The 21013-nt window shown below is 62.9% G+C and carries 21 protein-coding genes and 1 pseudogene; 14 read left to right on the top strand and 8 right to left on the bottom strand.

The genetic code is table 11. From position 1 onward, the window contains the following. The first annotated feature begins 12 nt into the window (after positions 1-12). The 7 genes from EK373_RS29210 to gltS all read left to right on the top strand — a co-directional run bounded on the left by EK373_RS29210 (position 13) and on the right by gltS (position 6420). Positions 13-546: a DsbE family thiol:disulfide interchange protein gene (locus EK373_RS29210; protein WP_129648522.1), complete on the top strand. Its 534-nt coding sequence runs from the start codon at positions 13-15 to the stop codon at positions 544-546. Next, positions 543-974, top strand: a complete 432-nt coding sequence (locus EK373_RS29205; RefSeq protein ID WP_129648520.1) for a cytochrome c-type biogenesis protein — start codon at positions 543-545, stop codon at positions 972-974. Before EK373_RS29210 ends, EK373_RS29205 begins: the two co-directional genes overlap by 4 nt. Continuing rightward, positions 971-2062: a tetratricopeptide repeat protein gene (locus EK373_RS29200; RefSeq protein WP_129648518.1), complete on the top strand. Its 1092-nt coding sequence runs from the start codon at positions 971-973 to the stop codon at positions 2060-2062. Before EK373_RS29205 ends, EK373_RS29200 begins: the two co-directional genes overlap by 4 nt. A gap of 39 nt (positions 2063-2101) precedes the next feature. Continuing rightward, positions 2102-2989 (top strand): MaoC family dehydratase, encoded by an 888-nt coding sequence (locus EK373_RS29195; protein WP_129648516.1) that lies wholly within the window; start codon positions 2102-2104, stop codon positions 2987-2989. 16 nt (positions 2990-3005) lie between these two features. Continuing rightward, the gene (locus EK373_RS29190; protein WP_129648514.1) at positions 3006-3548 is read left to right on the top strand and encodes a nitroreductase family protein; all 543 of its coding nucleotides are present in this window, start codon (positions 3006-3008) and stop codon (positions 3546-3548) included. Between the two features lie 143 nt (positions 3549-3691). Continuing rightward, complete coding sequence (gene hutH, locus EK373_RS29185; protein ID WP_129648512.1) at positions 3692-5236, top strand: histidine ammonia-lyase; 1545 nt, start codon at positions 3692-3694, stop codon at positions 5234-5236. Continuing rightward, positions 5233-6420, top strand: coding sequence for a sodium/glutamate symporter (gene gltS / locus EK373_RS29180; RefSeq protein ID WP_129648510.1), 1188 nt, complete (start codon positions 5233-5235; stop codon positions 6418-6420). The genes hutH and gltS overlap by 4 nt, the downstream gene beginning before the upstream one ends. Here the strand turns inward: gltS and dgcN are convergent. Both dgcN and EK373_RS29170 read right to left on the bottom strand, forming a co-directional pair. Next, entirely contained in the window at positions 6392-7447 is a 1056-nt protein-coding gene (dgcN, locus tag EK373_RS29175; protein WP_129648508.1) for an N-acetyltransferase DgcN, read from the bottom strand. The genes gltS and dgcN overlap by 29 nt on opposite strands. 77 nt (positions 7448-7524) lie before the next feature. After that, a complete protein-coding gene (locus tag EK373_RS29170) occupies positions 7525-8433 on the bottom strand; it encodes a LysR family transcriptional regulator (protein ID WP_198683736.1) in 909 nt (302 codons plus the stop codon). 49 nt (positions 8434-8482) lie between these two features. Between EK373_RS29170 and EK373_RS29165 the strand changes: the two genes are divergently transcribed. Continuing rightward, positions 8483-9442 (top strand): pyridoxal-phosphate dependent enzyme, encoded by a 960-nt coding sequence (locus EK373_RS29165; RefSeq protein WP_198683735.1) that lies wholly within the window; start codon positions 8483-8485, stop codon positions 9440-9442. Positions 9443-9833: 391 nt separating this feature from the next. Here the strand turns inward: EK373_RS29165 and EK373_RS34145 are convergent. Together EK373_RS34145 and EK373_RS29155 are read right to left on the bottom strand one after the other, a co-directional pair. Beyond that, positions 9834-10514: pseudogene (locus EK373_RS34145) on the bottom strand (HupE/UreJ family protein); the annotation flags it as partial. Then, a complete protein-coding gene (locus tag EK373_RS29155; protein ID WP_129648500.1) occupies positions 10501-10983 on the bottom strand; it encodes a cytochrome c in 483 nt (160 codons plus the stop codon). The pseudogene EK373_RS34145 and the gene EK373_RS29155, both read right to left, overlap by 14 nt. Before the next feature lie 201 nt (positions 10984-11184). On the opposite strand from EK373_RS29155, the gene EK373_RS29150 reads away from it, so the two are divergent. The 3 genes from EK373_RS29150 to EK373_RS29140 all read left to right on the top strand — a co-directional run bounded on the left by EK373_RS29150 (position 11185) and on the right by EK373_RS29140 (position 14299). Further along, positions 11185-11898, top strand: a complete 714-nt coding sequence (locus EK373_RS29150; protein WP_157994593.1) for a class I SAM-dependent methyltransferase — start codon at positions 11185-11187, stop codon at positions 11896-11898. 206 nt (positions 11899-12104) lie between these two features. Next, positions 12105-12368: an MbtH family protein gene (locus EK373_RS29145; protein ID WP_129648496.1), complete on the top strand. Its 264-nt coding sequence runs from the start codon at positions 12105-12107 to the stop codon at positions 12366-12368. Between the two features lie 284 nt (positions 12369-12652). Further along, positions 12653-14299: a galactose-binding domain-containing protein gene (locus tag EK373_RS29140; RefSeq protein WP_198683732.1), complete on the top strand. Its 1647-nt coding sequence runs from the start codon at positions 12653-12655 to the stop codon at positions 14297-14299. 9 nt (positions 14300-14308) lie between these two features. Here EK373_RS29140 and EK373_RS29135 read toward each other — a convergent pair whose 3' ends face one another. After that, positions 14309-14977: a class I SAM-dependent methyltransferase gene (locus tag EK373_RS29135; RefSeq protein WP_129648492.1), complete on the bottom strand. Its 669-nt coding sequence runs from the start codon at positions 14975-14977 to the stop codon at positions 14309-14311. 98 nt (positions 14978-15075) lie between these two features. Here EK373_RS29135 and EK373_RS29130 point away from each other — a divergent pair, with 98 nt between their 5' ends. Together EK373_RS29130 and EK373_RS29125 are read left to right on the top strand one after the other, a co-directional pair. Further along, entirely contained in the window at positions 15076-16716 is a 1641-nt protein-coding gene (locus EK373_RS29130; protein WP_129648490.1) for a carboxylesterase/lipase family protein, read from the top strand. Between the two features lie 12 nt (positions 16717-16728). Then, complete coding sequence (locus EK373_RS29125; protein ID WP_129648488.1) at positions 16729-18264, top strand: carboxylesterase/lipase family protein; 1536 nt, start codon at positions 16729-16731, stop codon at positions 18262-18264. A gap of 7 nt (positions 18265-18271) precedes the next feature. On the opposite strand, the gene panB is transcribed toward EK373_RS29125, so the two are convergent. Further along, positions 18272-19123, bottom strand: coding sequence for a 3-methyl-2-oxobutanoate hydroxymethyltransferase (panB, locus tag EK373_RS29120; RefSeq protein ID WP_198683731.1), 852 nt, complete (start codon positions 19121-19123; stop codon positions 18272-18274). A gap of 102 nt (positions 19124-19225) precedes the next feature. Between panB and EK373_RS29115 the strand changes: the two genes are divergently transcribed. After that, positions 19226-20155 carry a LysR family transcriptional regulator gene (locus EK373_RS29115; RefSeq protein ID WP_129648486.1) on the top strand — a complete coding sequence of 310 codons (930 nt, stop codon included), beginning with the start codon at positions 19226-19228 and terminating at the stop codon, positions 20153-20155. Between the two features lies 1 nt (position 20156). On the opposite strand, the gene EK373_RS29110 is transcribed toward EK373_RS29115, so the two are convergent. Then, positions 20157-20558, bottom strand: coding sequence for a DCC1-like thiol-disulfide oxidoreductase family protein (locus EK373_RS29110; RefSeq protein ID WP_129648484.1), 402 nt, complete (start codon positions 20556-20558; stop codon positions 20157-20159). Continuing rightward, on the bottom strand, positions 20558-20713 hold the full coding sequence (locus tag EK373_RS33240; RefSeq protein ID WP_157994592.1) for a hypothetical protein: 156 nt from the start codon (positions 20711-20713) through the stop codon (positions 20558-20560). Before EK373_RS33240 ends, EK373_RS29110 begins: the two co-directional genes overlap by 1 nt. Positions 20714-21013 lie beyond the last annotated feature (300 nt).

Raw genomic sequence — 21013 nt, 5'->3', positions numbered from 1 at the left:
CCACGCCACCGCATGCTTAAGTACCTGCTTCCTATCGGGCTGTTCGCTGTCCTCGTCGGCTTTTTGTATTTCGGCCTGGGCCGCGACAAAGAAACGCTGCCATCGCCGCTGATCGGCAAGGCCGCGCCGGTCTTCGAGCTGACCCGTCTGGACGATCCCGCCAAGACCTTCTCGAACAGCGAACTCGCCGGCAAAGCGTACGTGCTCAATGTGTGGGGCTCCTGGTGCGTGGGCTGCCGGCAGGAGCACGGCGCGTTGCTGGAGATCGCTCGACGCGGTGAAGTGCCCATTGTCGGCTTGAACTACAACGACGAGCGCGAAGCGGCGTTGAACTGGCTGGAACAACTGGGCAATCCGTACGTCGTGAGCGCGTTCGACGGCGACGGTCGCGTCGGCATCGATTGGGGCGTATACGGCGCGCCGGAAACGTTCTTGGTTGGCGCGAACGGCAAGGTCATCAAGAAACATGTGGCGCCCATCACGGTGGAGATTTGGGAACAGGAGTTCGTGCCGCTGTTGTCGCAGGCAAAGGCGGGCTCGCCATGAAACAACTTCTTCTGGCCGCGATGCTTACGCTGTTCGGCTTCCAGGCGCTGGCCATCGACAAGGCGCCGGCCTTCGAGGATCCCGTGCAGCAGGCTCGTTACGAGCGGCTGGCGCGCGAGCTGCGTTGTCTGCAGTGTCGCAGCGAGACCATCGCCGACTCCAATGCACAGCTCGCCGCCGACTTGCGCCGCCAGCTGCGCGAGTTGATGGCGGCCGGCAAGAGCGATCAGGAGATCATGCAGTACATGACGGATCGATACGGCGACTATGTGCTCTACAAGCCGCCGGTCACGCCTCGCACCTGGCTGCTGTGGGCCGCGCCGGTGCTGCTGGTCATCGGCGGCGGCCTCGTCGCGGCCATCGTGATCTCGCGAAAATCCAAGCTTCCTGACACCGATCCTGCCGATCCCGGCCTGGGTGCCTCGTGACCGTTTTCATCGTCGTCTGCGTCGCCATGCTGCTGGCGGCGCTGTTGTGGATGGTGCTGCCGCTACTGCGTGCTCCCCAAGAGAAGGGGGCGGCGGCTGAGTCGACGGAGCTCGCGTCGTATCGCACCGAGCGGCGTTTCTCCGGTCTCGCGGTCGCACTGCTGGTGCCCGTACTCGCCGTCCTCATGTACGCCGGTCTCAGCAACTGGGACTGGAAGGCCGTGCAGATCGAAAGCGCGCAGGCGGCGAACATGGAGCAGGCCCTCGCTGGCCTGGAAGCGAAGCTCAAAGAGAATCCGGACAACCTGGAAGGCTGGATCATGCTCGGTCGCTCGTACACGGCGATGAGCCGTTACGCGCGCGCCGCGGATGCCTACCAGCAGGCGTATGAGCTGTCGAAGGGTCAGGACGTCGAAGCCGTCGTCGGGCTGGGCGAAGCGCTGGCGCTCACCGACGAAGCCTCGTTGGCGGGCCGTGCCGGCAAGCTGTTCGATGCGGCGCTGGCGATGGCGCCGAATCATCCCAAGGCGCTTTGGTATGGCGGTGTCGCCGCGTTGCGCTCGGGCGACCTGCGTCTCGGTCGGGACCGTCTGAAGATGCTCCTGGCGCAGAATCCGCCCGAAGAAATACGCGGCGTGCTCGCCCGGCAGGTCCAGGATCTGGACGAGCAGATTGCAGCTGCCGGCGGCGAAGCGCCACCGGCGCAAGCTTCAACGCCTTCGGCCGCGCCGGCTGCGGGGTCGCGGGCGATTCAAGTCTCCGTCTCCTTGTCGCCGCAACTGCGCCAACAGCTGACCGGCGCTTTGCCGCTCTTCATCCTGGCTCGCGACCCAAGCGCGGGCGGCCCGCCGCTCGCTGTGCAGCGGCATAGCTCCGACTCGCTGCCATTGAATGTGACACTCTCGGAAAGTGATGCGATGATTCCGTCCCGCTCCATTGCCAGCGTACCGAAGGTGGTAGTTGTTGCACGGTTGTCGCGCTCCGGCGCGCCTCAGCAGCAAAGCGGAGATTTGTATGGCGAGGCCGAATATGAATTCGGCAAGAGCAGCGGTCCGTTGACCATCGTCATCGATCGCGTCGTGCCCTGAGCTTCGTCACCGTCATTGTCCTTAAACCGTCGCTCATTGATGTCAGCACCGACCAAGATTTCTTTTGCCCGCCGCCCCTCGATGGTGCCTGCGTACGCGCGCGTGCTGCTCGGCAAGAAGCCGTACAGCGCGCCTGCCGGCACGGTGATCGAGCCCGTCGAGCTCGAAGCTCGCACGGTGAAGCTGTCGGCGGCGCATCTGCAGCGCTATCGCGATGTGTGCGCCGTGCCCGCGGCGGCGAAGGGATTGCCGCCGGCCTACCTGCACGTGCTCGCGATGCCGCTGCACATGCAGCTGTTCGTCGTGAAGAATTTCCCGGTGAAGGTGCTGGGCTTGATTCACCTGCGCAATACGATTCGAGTACTGGCGCCGGTCGATGAGCGCGCTCCGCTGCGTCTGCGGGTGTACTTCGAGACCATGCGTGAGACGGACTTCGGCCAGGAATATGACTTCACCACCAGCTACGAGCAGAACGGCACGCTGGTGTGGGAAGAGATCAGCACGATGTTTGCTCGCGGCACGTCGGGGCCGAAAGAGGGCAGCAAGCGTCCGGTGATCGAGCGCTCGCACCATCCCGAAACCGGCACGCACACCGACACGCTCGAAGTCGCGGACAACACCGGCTGGCGCTACGCGCGCGTTTCCGGCGATTTCAATCCGATTCACCTGACGGCGCGCACCGCGCAGATGTTCGGTTTCAAGCAGGCCGTGGCGCACGGCATGTGGTCCATGGGGCGCTGCCTGGCCTCGGCCGCGCCGCATATTCCGAACATGAAGATTCAGATCGACACGCAGTTCAAGCTGCCGGTCTACATCCCCTCGCAAGCGCTGGCTCGGACCTGGGCGGTCGACGGCGGCGCCGACATTTCGATGTGTACGATGAAGGGCGACCGGCTGCATCTCGCCATGCAAGTCCGGACGCTCTAATAGGTTAGGACAGACGATGGATCTGCTGGAAGGTATTCAGTCGCGGACCTCTCCGCTGAAGCTCGCCGCGCCGGCGCCGAGCGCCGTGCAGGTAGAACAGATCATTCGTGCCGGCACGCGTGCTCCGGATCATGGGCGCTTACGTCCCTGGCGGTTCACTGTGCTCGAAGGTGCTGCCCGCGAGAAGCTCGGCGCCGCGATGGCGAATTCGCTGCGCACTCGAGTGCCTGGCTCTACGCAGGAACATCTGGATGCCGAGAAAGGCAAGGCGATGCGCGCGCCGGTCGTGATCGTCGTCGGCGCTAAGATCAGCAAGGGCAAGATTCCCGAGATCGAGCAGGTGTGCGCGACGGCGGCAGCGGTGCAGAACATGTTGCTCGCGGCACAGGCACTCGGTTTCGGCGCACAGTGGAAGACAGGTGCGGCCGCCTATGATGCCGGCGTCAAAGAGCTGTGCGGCCTTGCGCCGGAAGATCACATCGTCGCCATCGTTTATCTCGGCACGGTGACTTCGCCGGGCCCGCTGGTCGAAGCACCGGTCGACATCAAGCGTCTCTGAGCCGACGCCGCTTAGGTAAATCTCTTCAGGGAACCTGCTCCGTCCGTCAGCACTGCGGACGGGGATCCTCTGTGCTCGATCACTTATCCGAGGCCGCGGCGATATACTGAGCTCGTCGAAGCGCGGCTGCGGAGGATCGAGCGATGAGCCAGATACTAAAACCGGGTGCGGTGACGCTCGAACAATGGCAGCGTGTATACAGGGGCGCGTCAGCGACGCTCGACCCTTCCTGCTTCCCAGCCGTTGAACGCAGCGCCGCTGCTATCGAGCGCGTCGTCAACAAGGGCGCACCTGTCTATGGAGTGAATACAGGCTTCGGCAAACTGGCGTCGGTGCGCATCGAGATCGCGGACCTGGAGCGCTTGCAACGTAACATCGTGCTATCGCATTCGGCGGGTGTCGGCGATCCCATGCCGGCCGCCATCGTGCGACTCATGATGGCGCTGAAGATTGCAAGTCTCGGGGTAGGCGCGTCGGGTGTGAGATTGCCGACTCTGCAATTGCTCGAAGCCATGCTCGCGCGCAACTTGCTTCCAGTCGTGCCGGCGCAAGGATCCGTTGGCGCATCCGGCGATCTCGCGCCGCTCGCGCACATGTCGGCCGCAATGATCGGCGTTGGAGAAATTCTGGTCGACGGCGTAGCGCGGCCTGCGGCTGACGCATTGGCTGCGGCGGGACTGAAGCCGGTCACGCTCGGCCCCAAGGAAGGTCTTGCGTTGTTGAACGGTACACAATTCTCGACCGCCTATGCGCTCGCCGGATTGTTTGAAGCCGAGCAATTGTTCAGTCACGCACTGATCTCTGGCGCGATGTCCACTGAAGCTGCGAAAGGGTCGGACACTCCGTTCGATGAGCGTATACATCGACTGCGCGGACATCGCGGTCAGATCGAGTCGGCGACGGCCTTGGCGCAGCTGATGGCAGGCTCGGCGATTCGCGCGTCGCATCGGGACAATGATGCTCGCGTACAAGATCCGTACTGTCTGCGCTGCCAGCCTCAGGTGATGGGTGCCTCGCTCGACCTGTTGCGTCACGCCGCTCGCACGCTCGAGATCGAAGCGAACAGCGTTTCCGACAATCCGCTGGTGTTCGCCGAGGACGACGCGGTGCTCTCGGGCGGCAACTTCCACGCGGAGCCGGTGGCCTTTGCGGCGGACATCATCGCTCTGGCGCTCTGTGAAATCGGCTCATTGGCCGAGCGGCGCATCGCCATGCTGGTGGATCCGGCGCTCTCGGGGTTGCCTGCGTTTCTCACGCCGCGTCCGGGATTGAACTCAGGATTCATGTTGCCGCAGGTCACCGCCGCCGCGCTCGTGTCCGAGAACAAACAACGGGCTCATCCCGCGAGCGTCGATTCCATTCCCACCTCGGCAAATCAGGAAGATCACGTTTCCATGGCCGCCCACGCTGCACGTCGCTTGCTGCCGATGGCGGCGAATGCGGACGCGGTGATTGCGATCGAGCTGCTCGCGGCCGTGCAGGGTTGTGACTTTCACACACCCTTGTCGAGCAGCAACGTGCTCGAGCAGGTGAGACAGCAGGTCAGGGCGCTGTCGCCGGCATTGGAAGACGATCGTTATCTGCACGCCGATATGCGAGCCACGCTCGCGCTGCTGCAATCCGGGCGATTGCTGGAAACCGCGGCGAATTGTGGTGTGCGCTTGCCGTCCACGCTGCTCGCTGCATGAAGTTCGGCCTGATCGAAACCACTGCGCTGGCGAGTCTGCTGCTGTTTCTCGGCTATCGAGCTCGCGCCGCCGTGCCGATTCTGCAGCGGCTGAACATTCCGGCGCCGGTCATCGGCGGTTTGACCATGTCGCTCATCGTGCTGGCGCATCGCGCGCTCGCTCCGGCGCCGATGGAATTCGATACAACGCTGCAACGGCCTCTGATGATCGCGTTCTTCACCAGCATCGGCTTCGGTGCGAGCTATCGACTGTTACGCGCTGGCGGACCGCAGGTTGTGATCTTTCTGCTGGCGTGTTCGATCCTGGCGTTATTGCAGAACGTGCTCGGCGCAGGCGTCGCTGCGATGTTTGGCTTGCCGCCGTTGTTTGGAACGTTGACCGGCGCGGTCACGCTCAGCGGTGGACCGGCGACGGGGATGGCGTTTGCGCCGCTCTTTGAAGAGGCGGGCGTGGCAGGCGCGGGGTCGATCGCGCTGGCCACTGCGATGGGCGGGATCGTGTTGGGCAGTATCGTCGGTGCGCCGCTCGCCACGCTGCTCGTGGAGCGCAATCGTCTGCGTGCGGGAGGCGGGCAGTCGCCTTCCGAGCAAACGGTCGCGGCTCCTGCCGAACCGGAAGCCGATCCAGTCTATGCCGCTCTCAAGAGCCTGACGTTCGTGCTCGTCGCCATGTGGCTCGGCTCGGGCATCAGCCAGCTCATCGAGAATGCCGGCGTCACCATGCCGGCCTACGTCGGTGCGTTGATTGTCGGTGCGGTGCTCAGAAGCGTGGATGACGCCACCGGATGGCTGCGGCTTTCCCATCCGTCACTCGACACCATCGGCGCGGTCACGCTGTCCCTGTTTCTTTCGATGTCGCTGATGACGCTGAATCTGCTCGAGCTTGCGAGCCTGGCGTGGCCCTTGCTGATCAACCTGATCCTGCAGACGGCGATGGTCGCCCTGGTCTGCCTCGGTCCGATCTACAAGCTCATGGGCAAGGACTACGACGCCGCTGTGATGAGCGGCGGCTTCGCGGGCGTGATGCTCGGCACGACGGCAAACGCGATGGCGGTGATGCGCTCCGTGGTCGAGCGTTACGGCGTCGCGCCACGTGCGTTTCTCGTCGTGCCCATCGTCGGCGGTTTCTTTGTCGACTTCAGCAACGCACTGATCATCACGCTGTCAGTGAACCTGCTGCGCTGACCTTCGAACTGGCTGCGTCCGGGAAGGATTCGAGCAGCCGTCGCACGATCTTGCCGGCGCCCATGGCGATGGGATCTTCACAAGGCAGGTTGAGCTCGTTCTCGATCTGCTCGCACAAACGGCGTGCGGCGCCTGCATCGAGCTTCGAAGTATTCAACGCGATGCCGACCGCAACGACCTCAGGCTGCGTGACTTGTGCCGCCTCGAGGTTCGCGAGCAAACATTCCTTGAGCGACGGCAGTGCTCTTCCTGGCAACCCGCGCATGTGAGTTCGTGTGGGCTCGTGGCACATCACCAGTGCATTCGGCTGTGAGCCGTGCAACAACCCGAGGGATACGCCGGCGTAGGACGGGTGAAACAGCGAACCTTGACCTTCGATGATGTCCCAGCCGCCGTCATGGCGAGCCGGGGACAACCATTCCGCCGCGCCCGCGATGAAGTCTGCGACGACCGCATCGATGGGCACGCCGCTGCCGGCCACCAGGATGCCGGTCTGACCGGTCGCACGAAAATCTGCGAGCCGGCCCTGTCGGCGCAGCTCCCGCTCCAGGGCGAGGCTGGTGTACATCTTGCCAACCGAACAGTCCGTGCCCACGGTCAGCAAGCGACGGCCGGGACGTGGGCTACCGTTGCCGATAGGCAAGTCAGCGGGGGGCTCTCGAACGTCGAACAGCAGGCGCCCCGTGCGCCGAGCGGCATGTCGAATGTCGGGGTGCTGGGCAAGGCGCTGATGCAAACCGGACGCGACATTCAAGCCCGCTTCCAACGCGGCGACGACTTCTCGCGCTGAAACCTCGCTGAGCACGCCACCCGCATTCGCTTCGCCGAGAATCATCGTCTTCGCGCCGCGCGCCACGGCTTCGGAATAGGAAAGATCGTCCAGACCCAGCGTGAGATCGCAGCCGGGCAGGCGACGCTGGCCGACGCACAGCTCGCGCCGCCAGTCAGCCACGCCCCGCGAGGTCTTGATGGACAGCGGATCGGTCGCGGCTCCGAGATACAGCAGATAGGGCGCAGGAATAATCATGACGGTAATGATTTTTCATCCGGTCGCCGGCGTCCAATAGCGAAGCTTACGGCACCCATAGACTGGGGTTATGGCCTTTATCGGCTCCGCGGGTTGTGGGCGGCCTGCGCCTGCAGAACCTGCTCCTTCATCGCCTGCACGAACGAGCGTGCCAATTGCGACAACGGCCGGTCTTCGAGATGGATGGCGCAAACGTTGAATCGCATCGGCGGGTCGAAGCACTTGATATCGGTGCGTGCATCGCTCATGGCATAGGCGGTGGGCTCGTCGACGATTGCGATGCCGGCGCCGTGGCGGACCAGGGCCGCGGCGAGATAAAACGTTTGTGCAGAGATCACTTCGTTGGCGATGACGTGTGATCGGCCGAGCGCGGCCGCAAACAAATCGCCGACCGGACCGCTGGTTGACAGGCCCACGATGTCCTTGCCCTTGAGCCAACTCAGCTCGATGCGAGCGGGAATCTTCGCGGCCTCACGGCCGTGCATGAGCACCAGCTCTGCCGTGCATAGCTCGATGATTTTGAGTCGCGGATGCGGCGCCGGTGCGTAGGCAATCGCGACTTCACTGCGGCGCTCGTATAGAGATCGCAACACGTCGTCGTGGTGCAGAGTCATCAGATCGAACGTCACCGCCGGATGGGCTTTGCGCAGCTTCGCCACGGCGGCCGGCGCGAGATCGAGACCCAACGCCGGCAGGACAGCGACGCGAACGTTGCCGGCCGAGCCGCTGCGAAGATTGCGCGCCGTCTTGCGCAGGGACGACAGACGATCGTGAACGTCGCTCACCTCCCGAAACAGGACGTGCGCTTCGTCGGTGGCGACCAGCCGGCCCTTAACGCGACGGAACAGCGCGAATCCCAGCTGTTGCTCGGCGTGCTGAAGCACTTTGGTGAGCGAGGGCTGCGAGACGTTCAGGACGCGCGCGGCGCCGCTGATCGAGCCGCTGACATAGATGGCGTGAAACGCTTCGATTTGTCGCATGCGCATGGGCGTATAATGCCACGCGCCCGCACCGACACCATTCACGGGGATGCGAATGACCCTGACCCTGGCCGACATCCGCGCCGCTCACAGCCGTATCAAGGACCGCATTCACCGCACGCCGGTCATGACCAGCGAGGCGCTCGATGAGAGAGCGGGCGCACGGCTGTTCTTCAAATGTGAGAACTTGCAGAAGATCGGCGCGTTCAAGGCGCGAGGCGCGACCAACGCGGTTGCCTTGCTATCGGATGAAGAAGCGAAGCGCGGTGTGGTGACGCATTCGTCCGGCAATCATGCCGCCGCCTTGGCGCGGGCGGCAAAATTGCGAGGCATTCCGGCGTATGTCGTCATGATGTCGACCGTGCCTCAGGCGAAAATCGCGTCGGTGCGACGCTACGGGGCGGAAGTGATTCTTTGCGAGCCGACCTATGCGGCAAGGGTCAGTACTGCGAACAGCGTGGTCGAGCGCACTGGCGCCGTGTTCATTCATCCATTCAACGATCCACGAGTGATGGCGGGGCAGGGCACCACCGCGCTGGAATTGCTGGAGGACGTGCCGGATCTCACCGACATCCTGTGTCCGGTGGGCGGTGGCGGTCTCATCAGCGGCATCTCGGTAGCCGTCAAGAGCATCAACCCGGAAATCCGTGTGTTCGGTGTCGAGCCGAAAGGCGCGGATGACGCCGCGCAGTCGTTGGCCGCAGGACGGATCATTCCATGTACTTCGCCGAACACGATCGCCGACGGCCTGCGGGGCACGCTCGGCGATCTGACGTTTGCAGAGATCCAGCGTCACGTGGAGGGCATCGTCACGGTTTCGGAAACCGAGATCGTCAATGCGATGCGCACGATCTGGGAAGTGTTGAAGATCATCGTCGAGCCGTCGGGCGCGGTGGGCTACGGCCCGCTGGTCGACGGCCAGTTGGATATGCCCGGGCGCCGCATCGGCATCATTCTCACCGGCGGCAACCTGGATCTGGACACGCTGCCCTGGATGACGCCGGCTAAAGCGTAGCGGGCGCCTCGATCCGGCCAAGCTTGGTGAAGTAGCCGTTGACCTCGAGCACGATGGTCAGCGGTGCATCGCTGAGGTTGCGCCAGTACCACCCGTGCCTGCCCGTGAAGGGCGCGACGAACGAGCCGTGCGCCGTCTGGCTGCGCTCCACGGTTTCATAGCTGCGGTAATAGTCCTTGGGCCATTCGCCCTCGGTCGGCTCGCCATGAAACTCGTAGTACACCGGGCCCGCGCCCTGCGTGGTCCACGAGTACAGCAGGGGCTCGCCCGCCGCGAGCTCGGCTTTGTATTCGAGCTCTTCGCGAGGCTGCACGTTGATCTCGATGCGCACCGTGCGAGGCTTGCGAGGATGCGCGTGCATGACGCTGGCCACGGTGCGTGCGCTCGTATCGCTGCCGAAATAACCGGTGAGCTGAAAGCCCACGAGCACAAAACCCGCTGCCATCAACAAGACATTCGCCGCCTTGGCGTGTCGCGTGAACGAAGGCGCCGTGCGCCAGTACATCATCACCATCAGGATGGCGCTCAGTGCCAACACCTGCCCGATCTCCACGCCGACGTTGAAGGCCAGCATGTTCGGCACCAGCCCGTCGGGCGACAAAGAAAAATCCTGCAGCTTCGTCGCGAGGCCGAAGCCATGGAAGAAACCGAACACCAGCACCGCGACCTTGTTGTTCGGCTGCACGCCGAGCCAGCGCTGAAACACGCCGAGATTGTCGAGCGCCTTGTAGACCACCGACAGGCCGATGATGGCATCGATCAAATAGGGATCGACCTTGAGTCCGCCCAACACCCCCAACAGCAGCGTGACGCTGTGGCCGATCGCGAACAGCGTGACATAGGCGACGACTTCCTTGAGCCGGTGCAAGAAGAAGATGACGCCAAACAGGAACAGCAGATGGTCGTAGCCGGTGACCATGTGCTTGGCGCCGAGATACATGAACGTCAGCAGTTGCATTCCGCTGGCATTCTCCAGTAACGATTGATCCTCGGGCGCAACGCCGTGCGCCAGTGCCTGGCTGCCGAGCACACAGCCGACGAGCGCAAGGATCAGAGATTTACTGTCGATCATCTGGCGGCGCAGTGAATATGTACTTGGCATGACAGTCGGTGCAGGTTTGATAAATGTCTCCGGAAGCGGCGAACAACGCCTCGGGGTCTTTTACGTCGGTCGCCGCGATGGCAGTTCGAGCAGCCGCGCTCATGGCGCGAGCTTTCGCGTTCCAATCGGCGACATCCTGAACCGATGAGGGGCGGGTGCGGCCTTCGAGCATCAGCAGGTTGCCGGCCTCGAGCACCATGACCGCATTGTTACGAACGTGGTTCCATTCCTCGTCGGTGTGGGGCTGCACGTTCTGCTCGCCTTGCTCGGTGATGATGGTCGCGACCGCGCCAAACACCACTTTGGAGCTCGGGTCGATCATCCAGTTCATCAACTGCCGCGTATCGACCGAAGTATCGAACGCCACCGCAGCTCGATCGCTGCACGCCGACTGCAGCAGGGCGCCGGCGAGCAGCGCTGCCATCGTTATTGTTCGCATGAGCTCGGGCACCGACCGAACGAGGGAGGCGGTTATCGTAGCGCACCGTCGAGCCCCGACCGTCAAGAATTGCCTGCGAACGTATGCAGATCGAGACACGCTGCTATCCACCTCGCCTTATTTCCATGCAGACCGATTGCTGTACACTACGGACGGCGGCGGGGGCTGTCGTCATGAAAGTTATTCATAGCGGAGAAAGCTTTGAACGCTCTGCAGTCGCTCGTCCCGCCTCGTTTCCGTCCCGCCGCTAAACGCGCCTTCTTTGCCGGTCAACGGCTCGTCAATCTGCCGCTCACGGTGCTCCACAAGCTGGTGTTGACGCCGGCGCACCTGCTGGCGCGACGCTCCAGAAAACATCGCAAGCTCGAGATCGGCCCGGGCGAAGAGCGCATCGCCGGCTTCGAGACGCTCAATGTCATTCCCGCCTCGAACGTCGATTTTCTGTGGGACGCCGCGAAGCGGTTGCCGTTTCGCGACGGCGCGTTCGACGTGGTCTACGCCAGTCACATTCTCGAACACATTCCCTGGTACCGCACCGAGGAGGTGCTGGCGGAGTGGGTGCGCATCGTCGCGCCCGAGGGACGGCTGGAGATCTGGGTGCCGGATGGCTTGAAGATCTGCAAAGCCTTCGTCGATGCCGAGGAGCGCCACTCGCCCGACTACGAGCAGGACGGCTGGTATCGCTTCAACGAAGAAAAGGACGCGTGTCGCTGGGCTTCGGGGCGCATCTTTTCGTATGGCGATGGTGTCGGCACGCTCGGACACCCGAACTGGCACCTGGCCGTGTTCTCTTATCGCTATCTCGAACAGGCGTTGAAACGGGCCGGTTGCCGGAATGTCGAACGACTGCAACGCTCGCAGGTTCGCGGTCACGATCACGGCTGGATCAATCTCGGCATCGCCGGCATCAAGTAGTCCATCATTCCCAACAATCCAACGCCAGACGTGTAGCCGCGTACGCCACCTCGCAGCGCGAGATCAGCCTCTGCACGCTGTGAAATCGCAGGTTCTCGCCTGTGAGCTCACTGTATCGCTCAACCGTCCAAGCATTCGCCGCGCTCTTGAACCGCGACTCCCGTTAGCATCGCGCCGCTCATCGCATCGTTATGAAGGAGCGCGCCATGGCAGGTGGGTTTGACGACGAGAACGGCAAGTTCCGCGTACTGGTCAACGAGGAAGAGCAATATTCCCTGTGGCTGGACGGCATGGACATTCCGCGCGGCTGGACTGACTGTGGCGTCGCGGGCGATAAAAAGACCTGCCTCGACTATGTCGGCAAAGTGTGGACCGACATGCGACCCAAATCGTTGCGCGTGTGGATGGAAGAACACGCGAAGAAAACCGCCGCAGCCGAATCGACAGAGGCAGCGACGCCGGAGACATGACGCACGCTCGTGGTGCACGTGTCGCTGTTGGCTCTAACATTTGTTAACCAATAATGCAGCAGCTCCGTTTGGAGCACCCGCGCGCGCTGGTTACACCCTATGCCCGATTGGGGCATAGGACGTCGCTTAGGACGCTCAAGGAAAACTCTGAACTCGCGTTGCCCGCTTTGCCGGCGTGACTTTGCCAGTCGCGCTCATCAATAACTGCCTTCGTAGTGCCGATCCTGTATCGACAGGCAATGGACCCGTGAATGAGTCGCGGGCTGGCACTGAAGGAGAGGACATTGAGAGTAGCGGCACGGTTGCTGGCTTTGTGGATGTCGATGGGCGCGGCGGCGGCTCATGCGCAGCAGTTCGACAAGCTTGGCTTTTTTGTTGGGGAGGCAACGCCCGCGACCGCGGCGCCTGCCTATCGCGCCTTCGTGAGCAAGGTGCAGCAGATCCCGAACTCCACCAATGTGTTCGTCGATTATCGCGAACCGATCTGGAGCGCCGGCACGTACGATCCAAAGTGGCGCAACAACGCTGCGTGGGCCGCCGGCAATCTGGCGGAGTTGTGCGCGGTGGAATATCTGAATCGACTCGATGCCGATGGACGGCCCACGCTGATTCCGATCGTCAGCGTCGGCCTCACCGACGATCCCACCGCTTATCAGCTCAATCTGCCGGCGGACGATCCGAATCGCGGCAAGTACAGCGAAGCGGCGGCCGTGGCGATGATGAACGCTGTTGCCGCGGGGAAGTACGACGCTGACGGCACAGACCGACATCGCGTCTGGCCGGCCATTTTGGAGGTGTTCAAGAACCAGGGGTTTCGCAAGATCTATCTGCGCATCGGCTGGGAGCAGAACGGCAACTGGTATGGCTGGCAGGTTCGCAGTGAGGCGACCCGCAGTGCTTACATCGCCGCCTGGCGTCACGTGGCGAATCTGGCACACGCCTATGCGAAGGCCAATGGCATGGTCATCGAGACCATGTGGAGCCCATCGGCGTCATACGCCAACTACGGGCTGAGCGAGGAGAGCAGCTATCCGGGCGATGCCTATGTCGATATCGTCGCGCCCACTCACTACAGCCCGATCTGGAACCCGACGCGCTCGCGGGACAAAACCGCCTACCACGATTGGACGAGCGGTCAGAACGTCACACTCGCGGACTGGCTTGCGAACGCGGCTAATCGTCGCGTGATCTGGGATTATCCGGCGGCGGACTATTGGAACCCGACGCGCGGCTGGGGCTTGCCTGCGGCAATCGAATTCGCTCTGGCCCGTAGCAAACGTTTCGCGTTGTCCGAGACGGGCACCGGCAGCTTCGGTGTGACTCGCTCCGGGGGCGGCCCCATCGACGAAGGCGATTATCCGATCTATCTCGGCGAGCGCCTCGCCGCGGCTGTTGCCCGAGGCCTGGAGTTGGAGCTCGTCGAAATCTGGCCGCAGGCTTCGGGCGCTGATCGGCTGACGTTCCTGAGTGACGAGCGGCCGCTCGAGGCCGCGGGCTGGAAGAACTTCGGCACGATGATGGCGGCGGCACAATCGCCGCGCAATCTCGCGAAGGGGCGCAAGGCTTATCCGAGCTCGACCGAGAGCAGCACGTACAGCGCCGCCAAAGTCACCGATAGCAACACCTCAACCAGTTGGCATAGCGCGCCTGGCGCTGCCGACAAGCAATGGATCTACGTGGATCTCGGCCAGCGCTATTCGATCTCGCGCGTGCGCCTCATCTGGGACACGGCCTATGCGTCCGAATACACGATTCAAACGCAGGTGAGCACTAACACGTGGGCCAATCTCTACAAGACGACGGCCGGCGATGGCGGTGTCGATGATGTGCGCGGGTTGACTGGGACAGGACGATTCATCCGCGTGTTCGCGACCAAACGGGGCACGACTGCACGCAACTACGGCATCAAGGAAATCGAGATCTATCCTTGAGGCGATCCTTCAAGCCGCGGCGCTCGCTGAGCGCCGCGCGATCACCAGCCAATTGTTGAATGGAGTACGCCCCCACAGCGGCTTGAACTCGGCGTGCAGGCCGTGTCGTTGCAGAACGGCGCGCAGTTCCTGCGCCGAAGGTTGGGCCTTGAAGGATGTTTTCATCCAGCCGACCAGATGACCGAAGCGATCGGTAGCTCGGGTCATCGTGCTTCGCCAGGAGCCGTCGGCAAGTCCGGTGCGAATCACCAGCTTGCCTCGTTCGCTGACGCACTGAACGGCCTGCTCGAGCAACGTTCCTTGCGCTTGCTGCGGCAGATACTGAAGGACGTCCAGCAGCGCGACACTCCCCCGATGCTTCGGGAACTGCACGCTCAAGTCGCATACCTGAAAGTCCGCATCGTTATACCCGCCGCGCGCCGAGGCGACGCGTGCTGCTTCGATCTTCGCGGCATCGGTGTCGACACCGACGTACGGCAATGTGCAACCGCTGGCACGCAGGCAGTGCAGTAGCAAACCAATTCCGCATCCCAGATCCAGCAGCGGTTCGCGCTCGTCATCGAATGCACCGGGCACGGCTTCATACAGCGGATCCATCGCCAGTTTGCTCAGCGAATACCAGTAACGATATTGATCCGGCAGGAAGCTGGCAGCGATCGCGCGTTTGGGCAGCGGCATAAAGGGTCAGGACTTTTCTTGACATTGTCGGCACTGGCCAGGCCGGTGCGCAGGGTTAGTATGGTCGCACACTAACGAATGCCTGATCGAGGGGGACTATGGTCGGCAAGTACTCGCGGCGTGAGGTCATTGCGAGCGGTGTAGGCGCGGTGGTGACCGCTGGGCTGTTACAAACGCCCCGGGCGTTCGCCACTTCGGATCCTGTCGCCGAAACGACCGCTGGCAAAGTCAAAGGGCTCACTCGAGAGGGCGTGCACATCTTCAAGGGCGTGCCCTATGGCGCGCCGACGGGCGGGCGCAATCGCTTTATGCCCCCTCTGCCGCCGGTGGCTTGGAAGGGCGTGCGAGATGCGCTCGACTACGGCCCCAGTACTCCGCAAAGAGAGCCCGGCAAACCGCCCGCGACGGGTGGCCCAGCAGCCTTGATCGGCGAACTGAGCGATCGCCCCGAAAGCGAAGATTGCCTGGTCCTCAACGTATGGACGCGAGGCTTACGCGACGGCGGCAAGCGTCCGGTGATGTTCTGGATCCATGGCGGCGGCTTCACGGCGGGCTCTGGGTCTTCGCCGGGCTATGACGGGACCAATCTCGCCAGGCGCGGAGATGTGGTAGTCGTCACGATCAATCATCGACTGAATGTCATGGGCTTCACGTATCTGGCCGGCATTGGCGGCGCTGAGTTTGCGAACACCGGCAATGTCGGCATGCTGGATATCGTTCAGGCGCTGCGCTGGGTCCGCGACAACATCGAGAGCTTCGGCGGCGATCCGAATCGCGTGATGATCTTCGGTGAGTCCGGTGGCGGTCGCAAAGTCGGCACCTTGCTCGCGATGCCCGATGCCAAAGGCTTGTTCCATGCGGCGGTCAATCAGAGCGGGCCGACGATCAAGGTTGTCTCGCAGGAAGAGGCAGCCAAGTCGACCGATGCTTTGCTCGCGGAACTGCAGATCCCGTGGGCGGATTTTCGCAAGCTGCAGGACGTGCCGGTCGAGAAGATGATCGGCGCGTTCTACGCCGCCAGCCGCAAGCATCGCCTGTCGCACACGACGAATGGTTTCGCGCCGGTCGTCGATGGCAAAGTCCTGCCGCAGCATCCGTTTCATCCGCAGGCATCGGCGTTGATGGCGGACGTGCCCTTGATCATCGGCACCAATCGTACCGAGATGACACTGCAGCTCGCGGGCGACCTGGCAGCCTTCAAGCTCGATGAGGCGGGCTTGCAGGCACGCGCCAAAGGTCTGCTCGGCGATCAGGCCGAGTCCGTGCTCGCGGCCTATCGCAAGGCGGAGCCGACCGCCACGCCCTCCGAATTGTTCTTTTTGATGATCAGCGATCAGCGCTACTGCGCACCGTTGATGACGATCGCGGAGCGGCGCGCAGCGCTCGGCAAAGCGCCGGTGCATTGTTACTACTTCACCTGGGAAACCCCGGTGCAAGGCGGTCGACTGAAATCGCCCCACGCCTTGGAAATCGCTTTCGTGTTCGACAACACCGAGCGGTCGTCGAGATTCACCGGCGGCGGCCCACGTGCTGCGGCGTTGGCGGACAAGATCGCCGATGCATGGATCGCATTCGCCCGCACCGGCGATCCGAACACCTCGAAGTTGCCGAAGTGGACACCCTACACGGCGGCACAACGCGCAACGTTGGTGCTCGATGATTCCAGCGCCATCGTGAACGATCCATTCGGGCCGCGACGCACGGCCATGCAAGCAGCATTGAAGCTATCGAACTCATAAGAGGAATGGCACATGAGAACCTGGCGTTGGCTCGCGATGTTCGCGAGCGCGTGGCTGTGTAGCACTACCGCCCACGCAGATGAGCCGATCGTTGCAACCAAGGAGGGGCGTCTGCGGGGCGCTCAGCTGCCAGAGTCCGCTGTGTATGTTTTCAAAGGCGTGCACTACGGCCAGTCCACTGCGGGCGCCGCGCGATTCAAAGCGCCGAAGCGCGTCGCTAAGTGGGAGGGCGTAAAGGACGCGGTGAAATTCGGAGCGATCTGCCCGCAGGCGGGCGACCCCGGACGTCGCACGACGACGCCAGGCGAACTGTTGTCACCCAGCGAAGACTGCCTCGTACTGAACGTCTGGACGCCCGCCATCGCCGGCAACGGCAAACGTCCGGTAATGGTGTGGCTGCACGGTCGCGGCTTCTACGCAGGCGCAGGCTCCGAGCCTCTCTACGACGGCGCGAGGCTCGCGAAGCGCGGCGATGTGGTCGTCGTGACCATCAATCATCGCTTGAACGTCTTTGGGTACTTGCACCTTGCCGAAGCGGGGGGCACAGAGTTCGCTACATCGGGCAACGTGGGCGTGCAGGACATGCAGCTCGCCCTCGAATGGGTCCGGGACAACATCGCAGCGTTCGGCGGCGATCCGGGCAATGTGACGATCTTCGGTGAGTCCGGCGGTGGCGTGAAGGTCTCGACGCTGCTGGGTGTGCCCTCAGCGAAGGGCCTCTTTCAGCGAGGCATCATTCAAAGCGGCGCGCGCACGCGTGGCATGCCTGCCGAGACGGCCATCAAGAACGCACAGGCGGTGATGCAGAAGCTGGGCCTCAAAACCGTCGCCCAGTTGCAGGCTGTGCCGATGGATGAGCTGCTCGCCGCAGTGACAACGACGGGCCGCACGACGCCAGACTTCGGCCCCGTCGTCGATGGCAGCTACTTGCCCGACGACATGTTCGAGCCCGAAGTGGCGGCGAGCGCGCGAGGCATCCCGGTCATGGTTGGCTCAAACAAGGATGAGTACTCGATCTACGCACGCGAGCATCCCTTGTTCGGCAAGATGACTGAGGCGCAGCTACGTGACGATGTGCTGCGTGACTACGGCGCAAACACCGATGCTCTGATCGCCGCCTACAAGCAGTCCCGACCGCAAGCGTCGCCGTGGGATCTGATGGTCGCGATTCGCAGCAACCGCTTTCACATCGGCACGGTACGGCTCGCTGAAGCCGCCTCGAAAGTGTCGCCCGTCTACGTGTATAGCTTCGACTTCGAGGCGTCGCCGTTGAAGGCCGCGCACGGCTCGGAGATCGCGTTCGTGTTCAGCAATGCAACGGCCAGCCCGACAGCTCGGCCGGGCGCGAAGGCCGTCGAAGATGCGATGAGTGAGGCGTGGATCGCCTTTGCTCGCACCGGCAACCCGAATCATGCCGGTATGCCGAAGTGGCCCGCCTATGACGCCCAGACTCGCGCCACGATGATCTTCAATACGCAATCGAACGTCGTGAATGATCCGCGTGCGCCAGAGCGCAAGGTATGGGAGGGCAAGGAGCTCGTGCGGTAGACGAACTCTAAGCGGTCAGCAAGGCTCGGAAGCGTTCTTTGGCTTCCGGGCCGATATCCGAGGTTTGCTCCGCGCCCGGGAACGTTCCTTCGGAAACATCCCGGACGAATTGGCGCGCGGCCGTCACGACGTCCTGGGCCACGTTCAGATAGCGGCGGGTATGGCGCGGCTTGAAGTCCGTGTACAACCCGAAGAGGTCATGGAACACCTGGACCTCTCCGTCACAGTGCGGCCCGGCGCCGATGCCGATGGTGGGAATCGACACGCGCTGCGAAATCTCCTGAGCCACCGACGATGGCACCAGCTCCAGCACGATCGCAAACGCGCCGGCGGCCTCGAGCGCCTTGGCATCGGCGACCAGCGAGGCGGCCGCGGAGGGCTCCTTGCCTTGAATTCGAGGGCCACCCATCGCGTGCGTGGACTGCGGCGTAAAGCCAAGGTGCCCGCACACGGGAATGCCGACGTTGACCAGGCGCTCGATGGTCGGCGCGATCGCCACGCCACCTTCGATCTTCACGGCTCCGACCTTGCCCTCGGTCATCAGGCGCGCCGAATTACGTAAGGCGTCCTCGACGTTCACCTGATAGGTCATGAAGGGCATATCGCCCACCAGCAGCGCCCGCTGCGCGCCGCGAGCGACCATCTGCGAGTGATAGATGATCTGGTCCAGCGTGACCGGCAGCGTCGTGTCCTGGCCCTGCACGACCATGCCGACGGTGTCGCCGACCAGGATCGTGTGGACCCCGGCGGCATCGACCATCTGCGCCGAGGTGTAGTCGTACGCGGTCAGCATGGCAATACGCTCGCCACGGCGCTTCATCGCGACGATATCGATGGTCGACAGTCTTTGGCCTTTCACAGCGTGCTCCCCAGTCTCGGCGCGGTCACGATTCCATTTGCCCGGACATTAGTCAACGCTAAGGTTCTTTGCATCGATCCAAGGAAATGCTTATATGCCCTCATGACGCTCGAAGATCTCCGCATCCTGGTCGCGGCCTGCGAGGCCGGCAGCATGAGCTCGCTGGCTCGCGAGCTGCAGCGAACGCAATCCTCCATCAGTCAGCACATCGCACGGCTGGAAGCCGAGCTCGGCATTCGATTGTTCGAACGGCACGCCCGCGGCGTGCAACCGACCGCCGCCGGCAAGATCCTCAAGGACTTCGCGCTGGAAGGACTGGATGCAATCGAAGTCGGGCTGCAACGGGTGCGCGCGTTACAGCACGGCGAGTCCGATACGCTGACCATCACCACCGGCGGCACGACCGTGCGTCACTTCATGCGTCATGCGGTAGTGAGATTCAGAAAAGAACACCCCGGCGTCAACCTGCGATTTCTGCCAGCCAGCTCGACCCGGCGCTGTTTCGAGATCCTGCGGCTCAATCAGGCGGAGCTGGGCTTTGTCACGACCGGCGAGCCGGCGCGCGGCATCAACGAGAAAACCATCGCCAGGCAGCGTATGTTTCTGTTGACGACCAAGGACGATGAGTTGTCGCGCCGGCGCAAGTTACGTTTGCAGGACCTCAAGAGCATTCGTTACTTGGGTCTGGCTGGCGGCACGACCCATCACAGCGCCATCGAACAGGCCGCGGCGCAACGCGGCGTGGAGCTGAAGGCTGAAGTTGTCTTCGATGATTTCGACACCGCGAAGCTGTTCGTCGAGCTCGGCCTGGGACAGGCCATCGTACCGGCCGTGCACGCCTACAACTTCGAGCGCAGCGGCTCGGTGAAGGCGGTGCCCATCACCGATCTGCCATCAGTCTCGATTGGTTGGGCGTTCCGGCACTGGCACCACCTCTCGCCGGCCGCGCGAGAGTTCGTGGCGATCACCAATCTGGAGATCGGCAAGCTCCACAATGTGCCGGGCCTGGAGTTGTCGGCGGCGATCCGCTGAATCAGCCGTCGCTGGAGGCAGGCGAGGGATCCAGTCGCGACCGGCCCAGCAGCTTCAATGTGAAATTGCGGCCCGCGCGCAGGATGGGATATGCGAAGCGCGAAACGGCTCGCGAGCGAAACGCAGCCGAGTTGATCCGGTTGAACCAGCCGGCCGACGTCGTCAGCAGCGCCAGCGCATGGATGCAATCGGCGCCGTGGTAGTAGCGACCGTTCAGCTTCAACACCATGCCTTCATCCACGTCATAACCGAGCCGCGCCACTTCCTCGACCAGTGCCGGATGCTCACGCGCATTGGCCAGCATCACGGGCCCGATCGCCTCACGCAGACGAACATGAACGACGTAACGCGAGCAGAAGGGGCACTCGCCGTCGTAGAGCAGCCAGTTGGCCGACGTTTCCATCAGTCGCTGCGGCCGGCAACGGGGGAAGAATTGTCCGGGCACTCAGAGTAGAAATTACAACCGCTCAGCACGGGCAGGTTGCGCAAAGCATCGTATGCACCGGCGAGCGCCAGGGCGGCAAGAAAGTAAAGCGCCAGTTTGCGGCGTGTGAGCATGCATTCGATACCTTTTGAGCTTGCAGCGATAGTACTTCAACAGCATGTGACATTCATCAGCGCTCACCTATGCCGTATTTACACGACGGCACGATTTTCGCTTCAGCCTTCCATCTGCAGGCGGCGCGGTGGCGCTGGTTGGTGACAGGTGGCGCCGGGCGATCTCCGCTGGCACACTCGGCCGACTTCAAAACGGCGCTCGAACTTCAGATACAAACATAAGTTTAGGGGAGGGGACCAAGGAGCATGAGCGCTCACGCGGATCGTTCCGTTGACCGGTTCTGGTACAGCGTCTGGCGC

It is taken from the genome of Peristeroidobacter agariperforans, assembly GCF_004138335.1.
In the GTDB taxonomy this organism is placed as follows: Bacteria; Pseudomonadota; Gammaproteobacteria; order Steroidobacterales; family Steroidobacteraceae; genus Steroidobacter; species Steroidobacter agariperforans.
This window is presented reverse-complemented; position numbering and strand designations above follow the sequence as displayed.

Bases quoted from the DNA above. Each gene is read 5' to 3' on its own strand.
- EK373_RS29210 (WP_129648522.1), top strand. From the start codon at position 13: ATGCTTAAGTACCTGCTTCCTATCGGGCTGTTCGCTGTCCTCGTCGGC.
- EK373_RS29205 (WP_129648520.1), top strand. From the start codon at position 543: ATGAAACAACTTCTTCTGGCCGCGATGCTTACGCTGTTCGGCTTCCAG.
- EK373_RS29195 (WP_129648516.1), top strand. From the start codon at position 2,102: ATGTCAGCACCGACCAAGATTTCTTTTGCCCGCCGCCCCTCGATGGTG.
- EK373_RS29190 (WP_129648514.1), top strand. From the start codon at position 3,006: ATGGATCTGCTGGAAGGTATTCAGTCGCGGACCTCTCCGCTGAAGCTC.
- hutH (WP_129648512.1), top strand. From the start codon at position 3,692: ATGAGCCAGATACTAAAACCGGGTGCGGTGACGCTCGAACAATGGCAG.
- gltS (WP_129648510.1), top strand. From the start codon at position 5,233: ATGAAGTTCGGCCTGATCGAAACCACTGCGCTGGCGAGTCTGCTGCTG.
- dgcN (WP_129648508.1), bottom strand. From the start codon at position 7,447: ATGATTATTCCTGCGCCCTATCTGCTGTATCTCGGAGCCGCGACCGAT.
- EK373_RS29170 (WP_198683736.1), bottom strand. From the start codon at position 8,433: ATGCGCATGCGACAAATCGAAGCGTTTCACGCCATCTATGTCAGCGGC.
- EK373_RS29165 (WP_198683735.1), top strand. From the start codon at position 8,483: ATGACCCTGACCCTGGCCGACATCCGCGCCGCTCACAGCCGTATCAAG.
- EK373_RS29155 (WP_129648500.1), bottom strand. From the start codon at position 10,983: ATGCGAACAATAACGATGGCAGCGCTGCTCGCCGGCGCCCTGCTGCAG.
- EK373_RS29145 (WP_129648496.1), top strand. From the start codon at position 12,105: ATGGCAGGTGGGTTTGACGACGAGAACGGCAAGTTCCGCGTACTGGTC.
- EK373_RS29135 (WP_129648492.1), bottom strand. From the start codon at position 14,977: ATGCCGCTGCCCAAACGCGCGATCGCTGCCAGCTTCCTGCCGGATCAA.
- EK373_RS29130 (WP_129648490.1), top strand. From the start codon at position 15,076: ATGGTCGGCAAGTACTCGCGGCGTGAGGTCATTGCGAGCGGTGTAGGC.
- EK373_RS29125 (WP_129648488.1), top strand. From the start codon at position 16,729: ATGAGAACCTGGCGTTGGCTCGCGATGTTCGCGAGCGCGTGGCTGTGT.
- EK373_RS29115 (WP_129648486.1), top strand. From the start codon at position 19,226: ATGACGCTCGAAGATCTCCGCATCCTGGTCGCGGCCTGCGAGGCCGGC.
- EK373_RS29110 (WP_129648484.1), bottom strand. From the start codon at position 20,558: ATGGAAACGTCGGCCAACTGGCTGCTCTACGACGGCGAGTGCCCCTTC.
- EK373_RS33240 (WP_157994592.1), bottom strand. From the start codon at position 20,713: ATGCTCACACGCCGCAAACTGGCGCTTTACTTTCTTGCCGCCCTGGCG.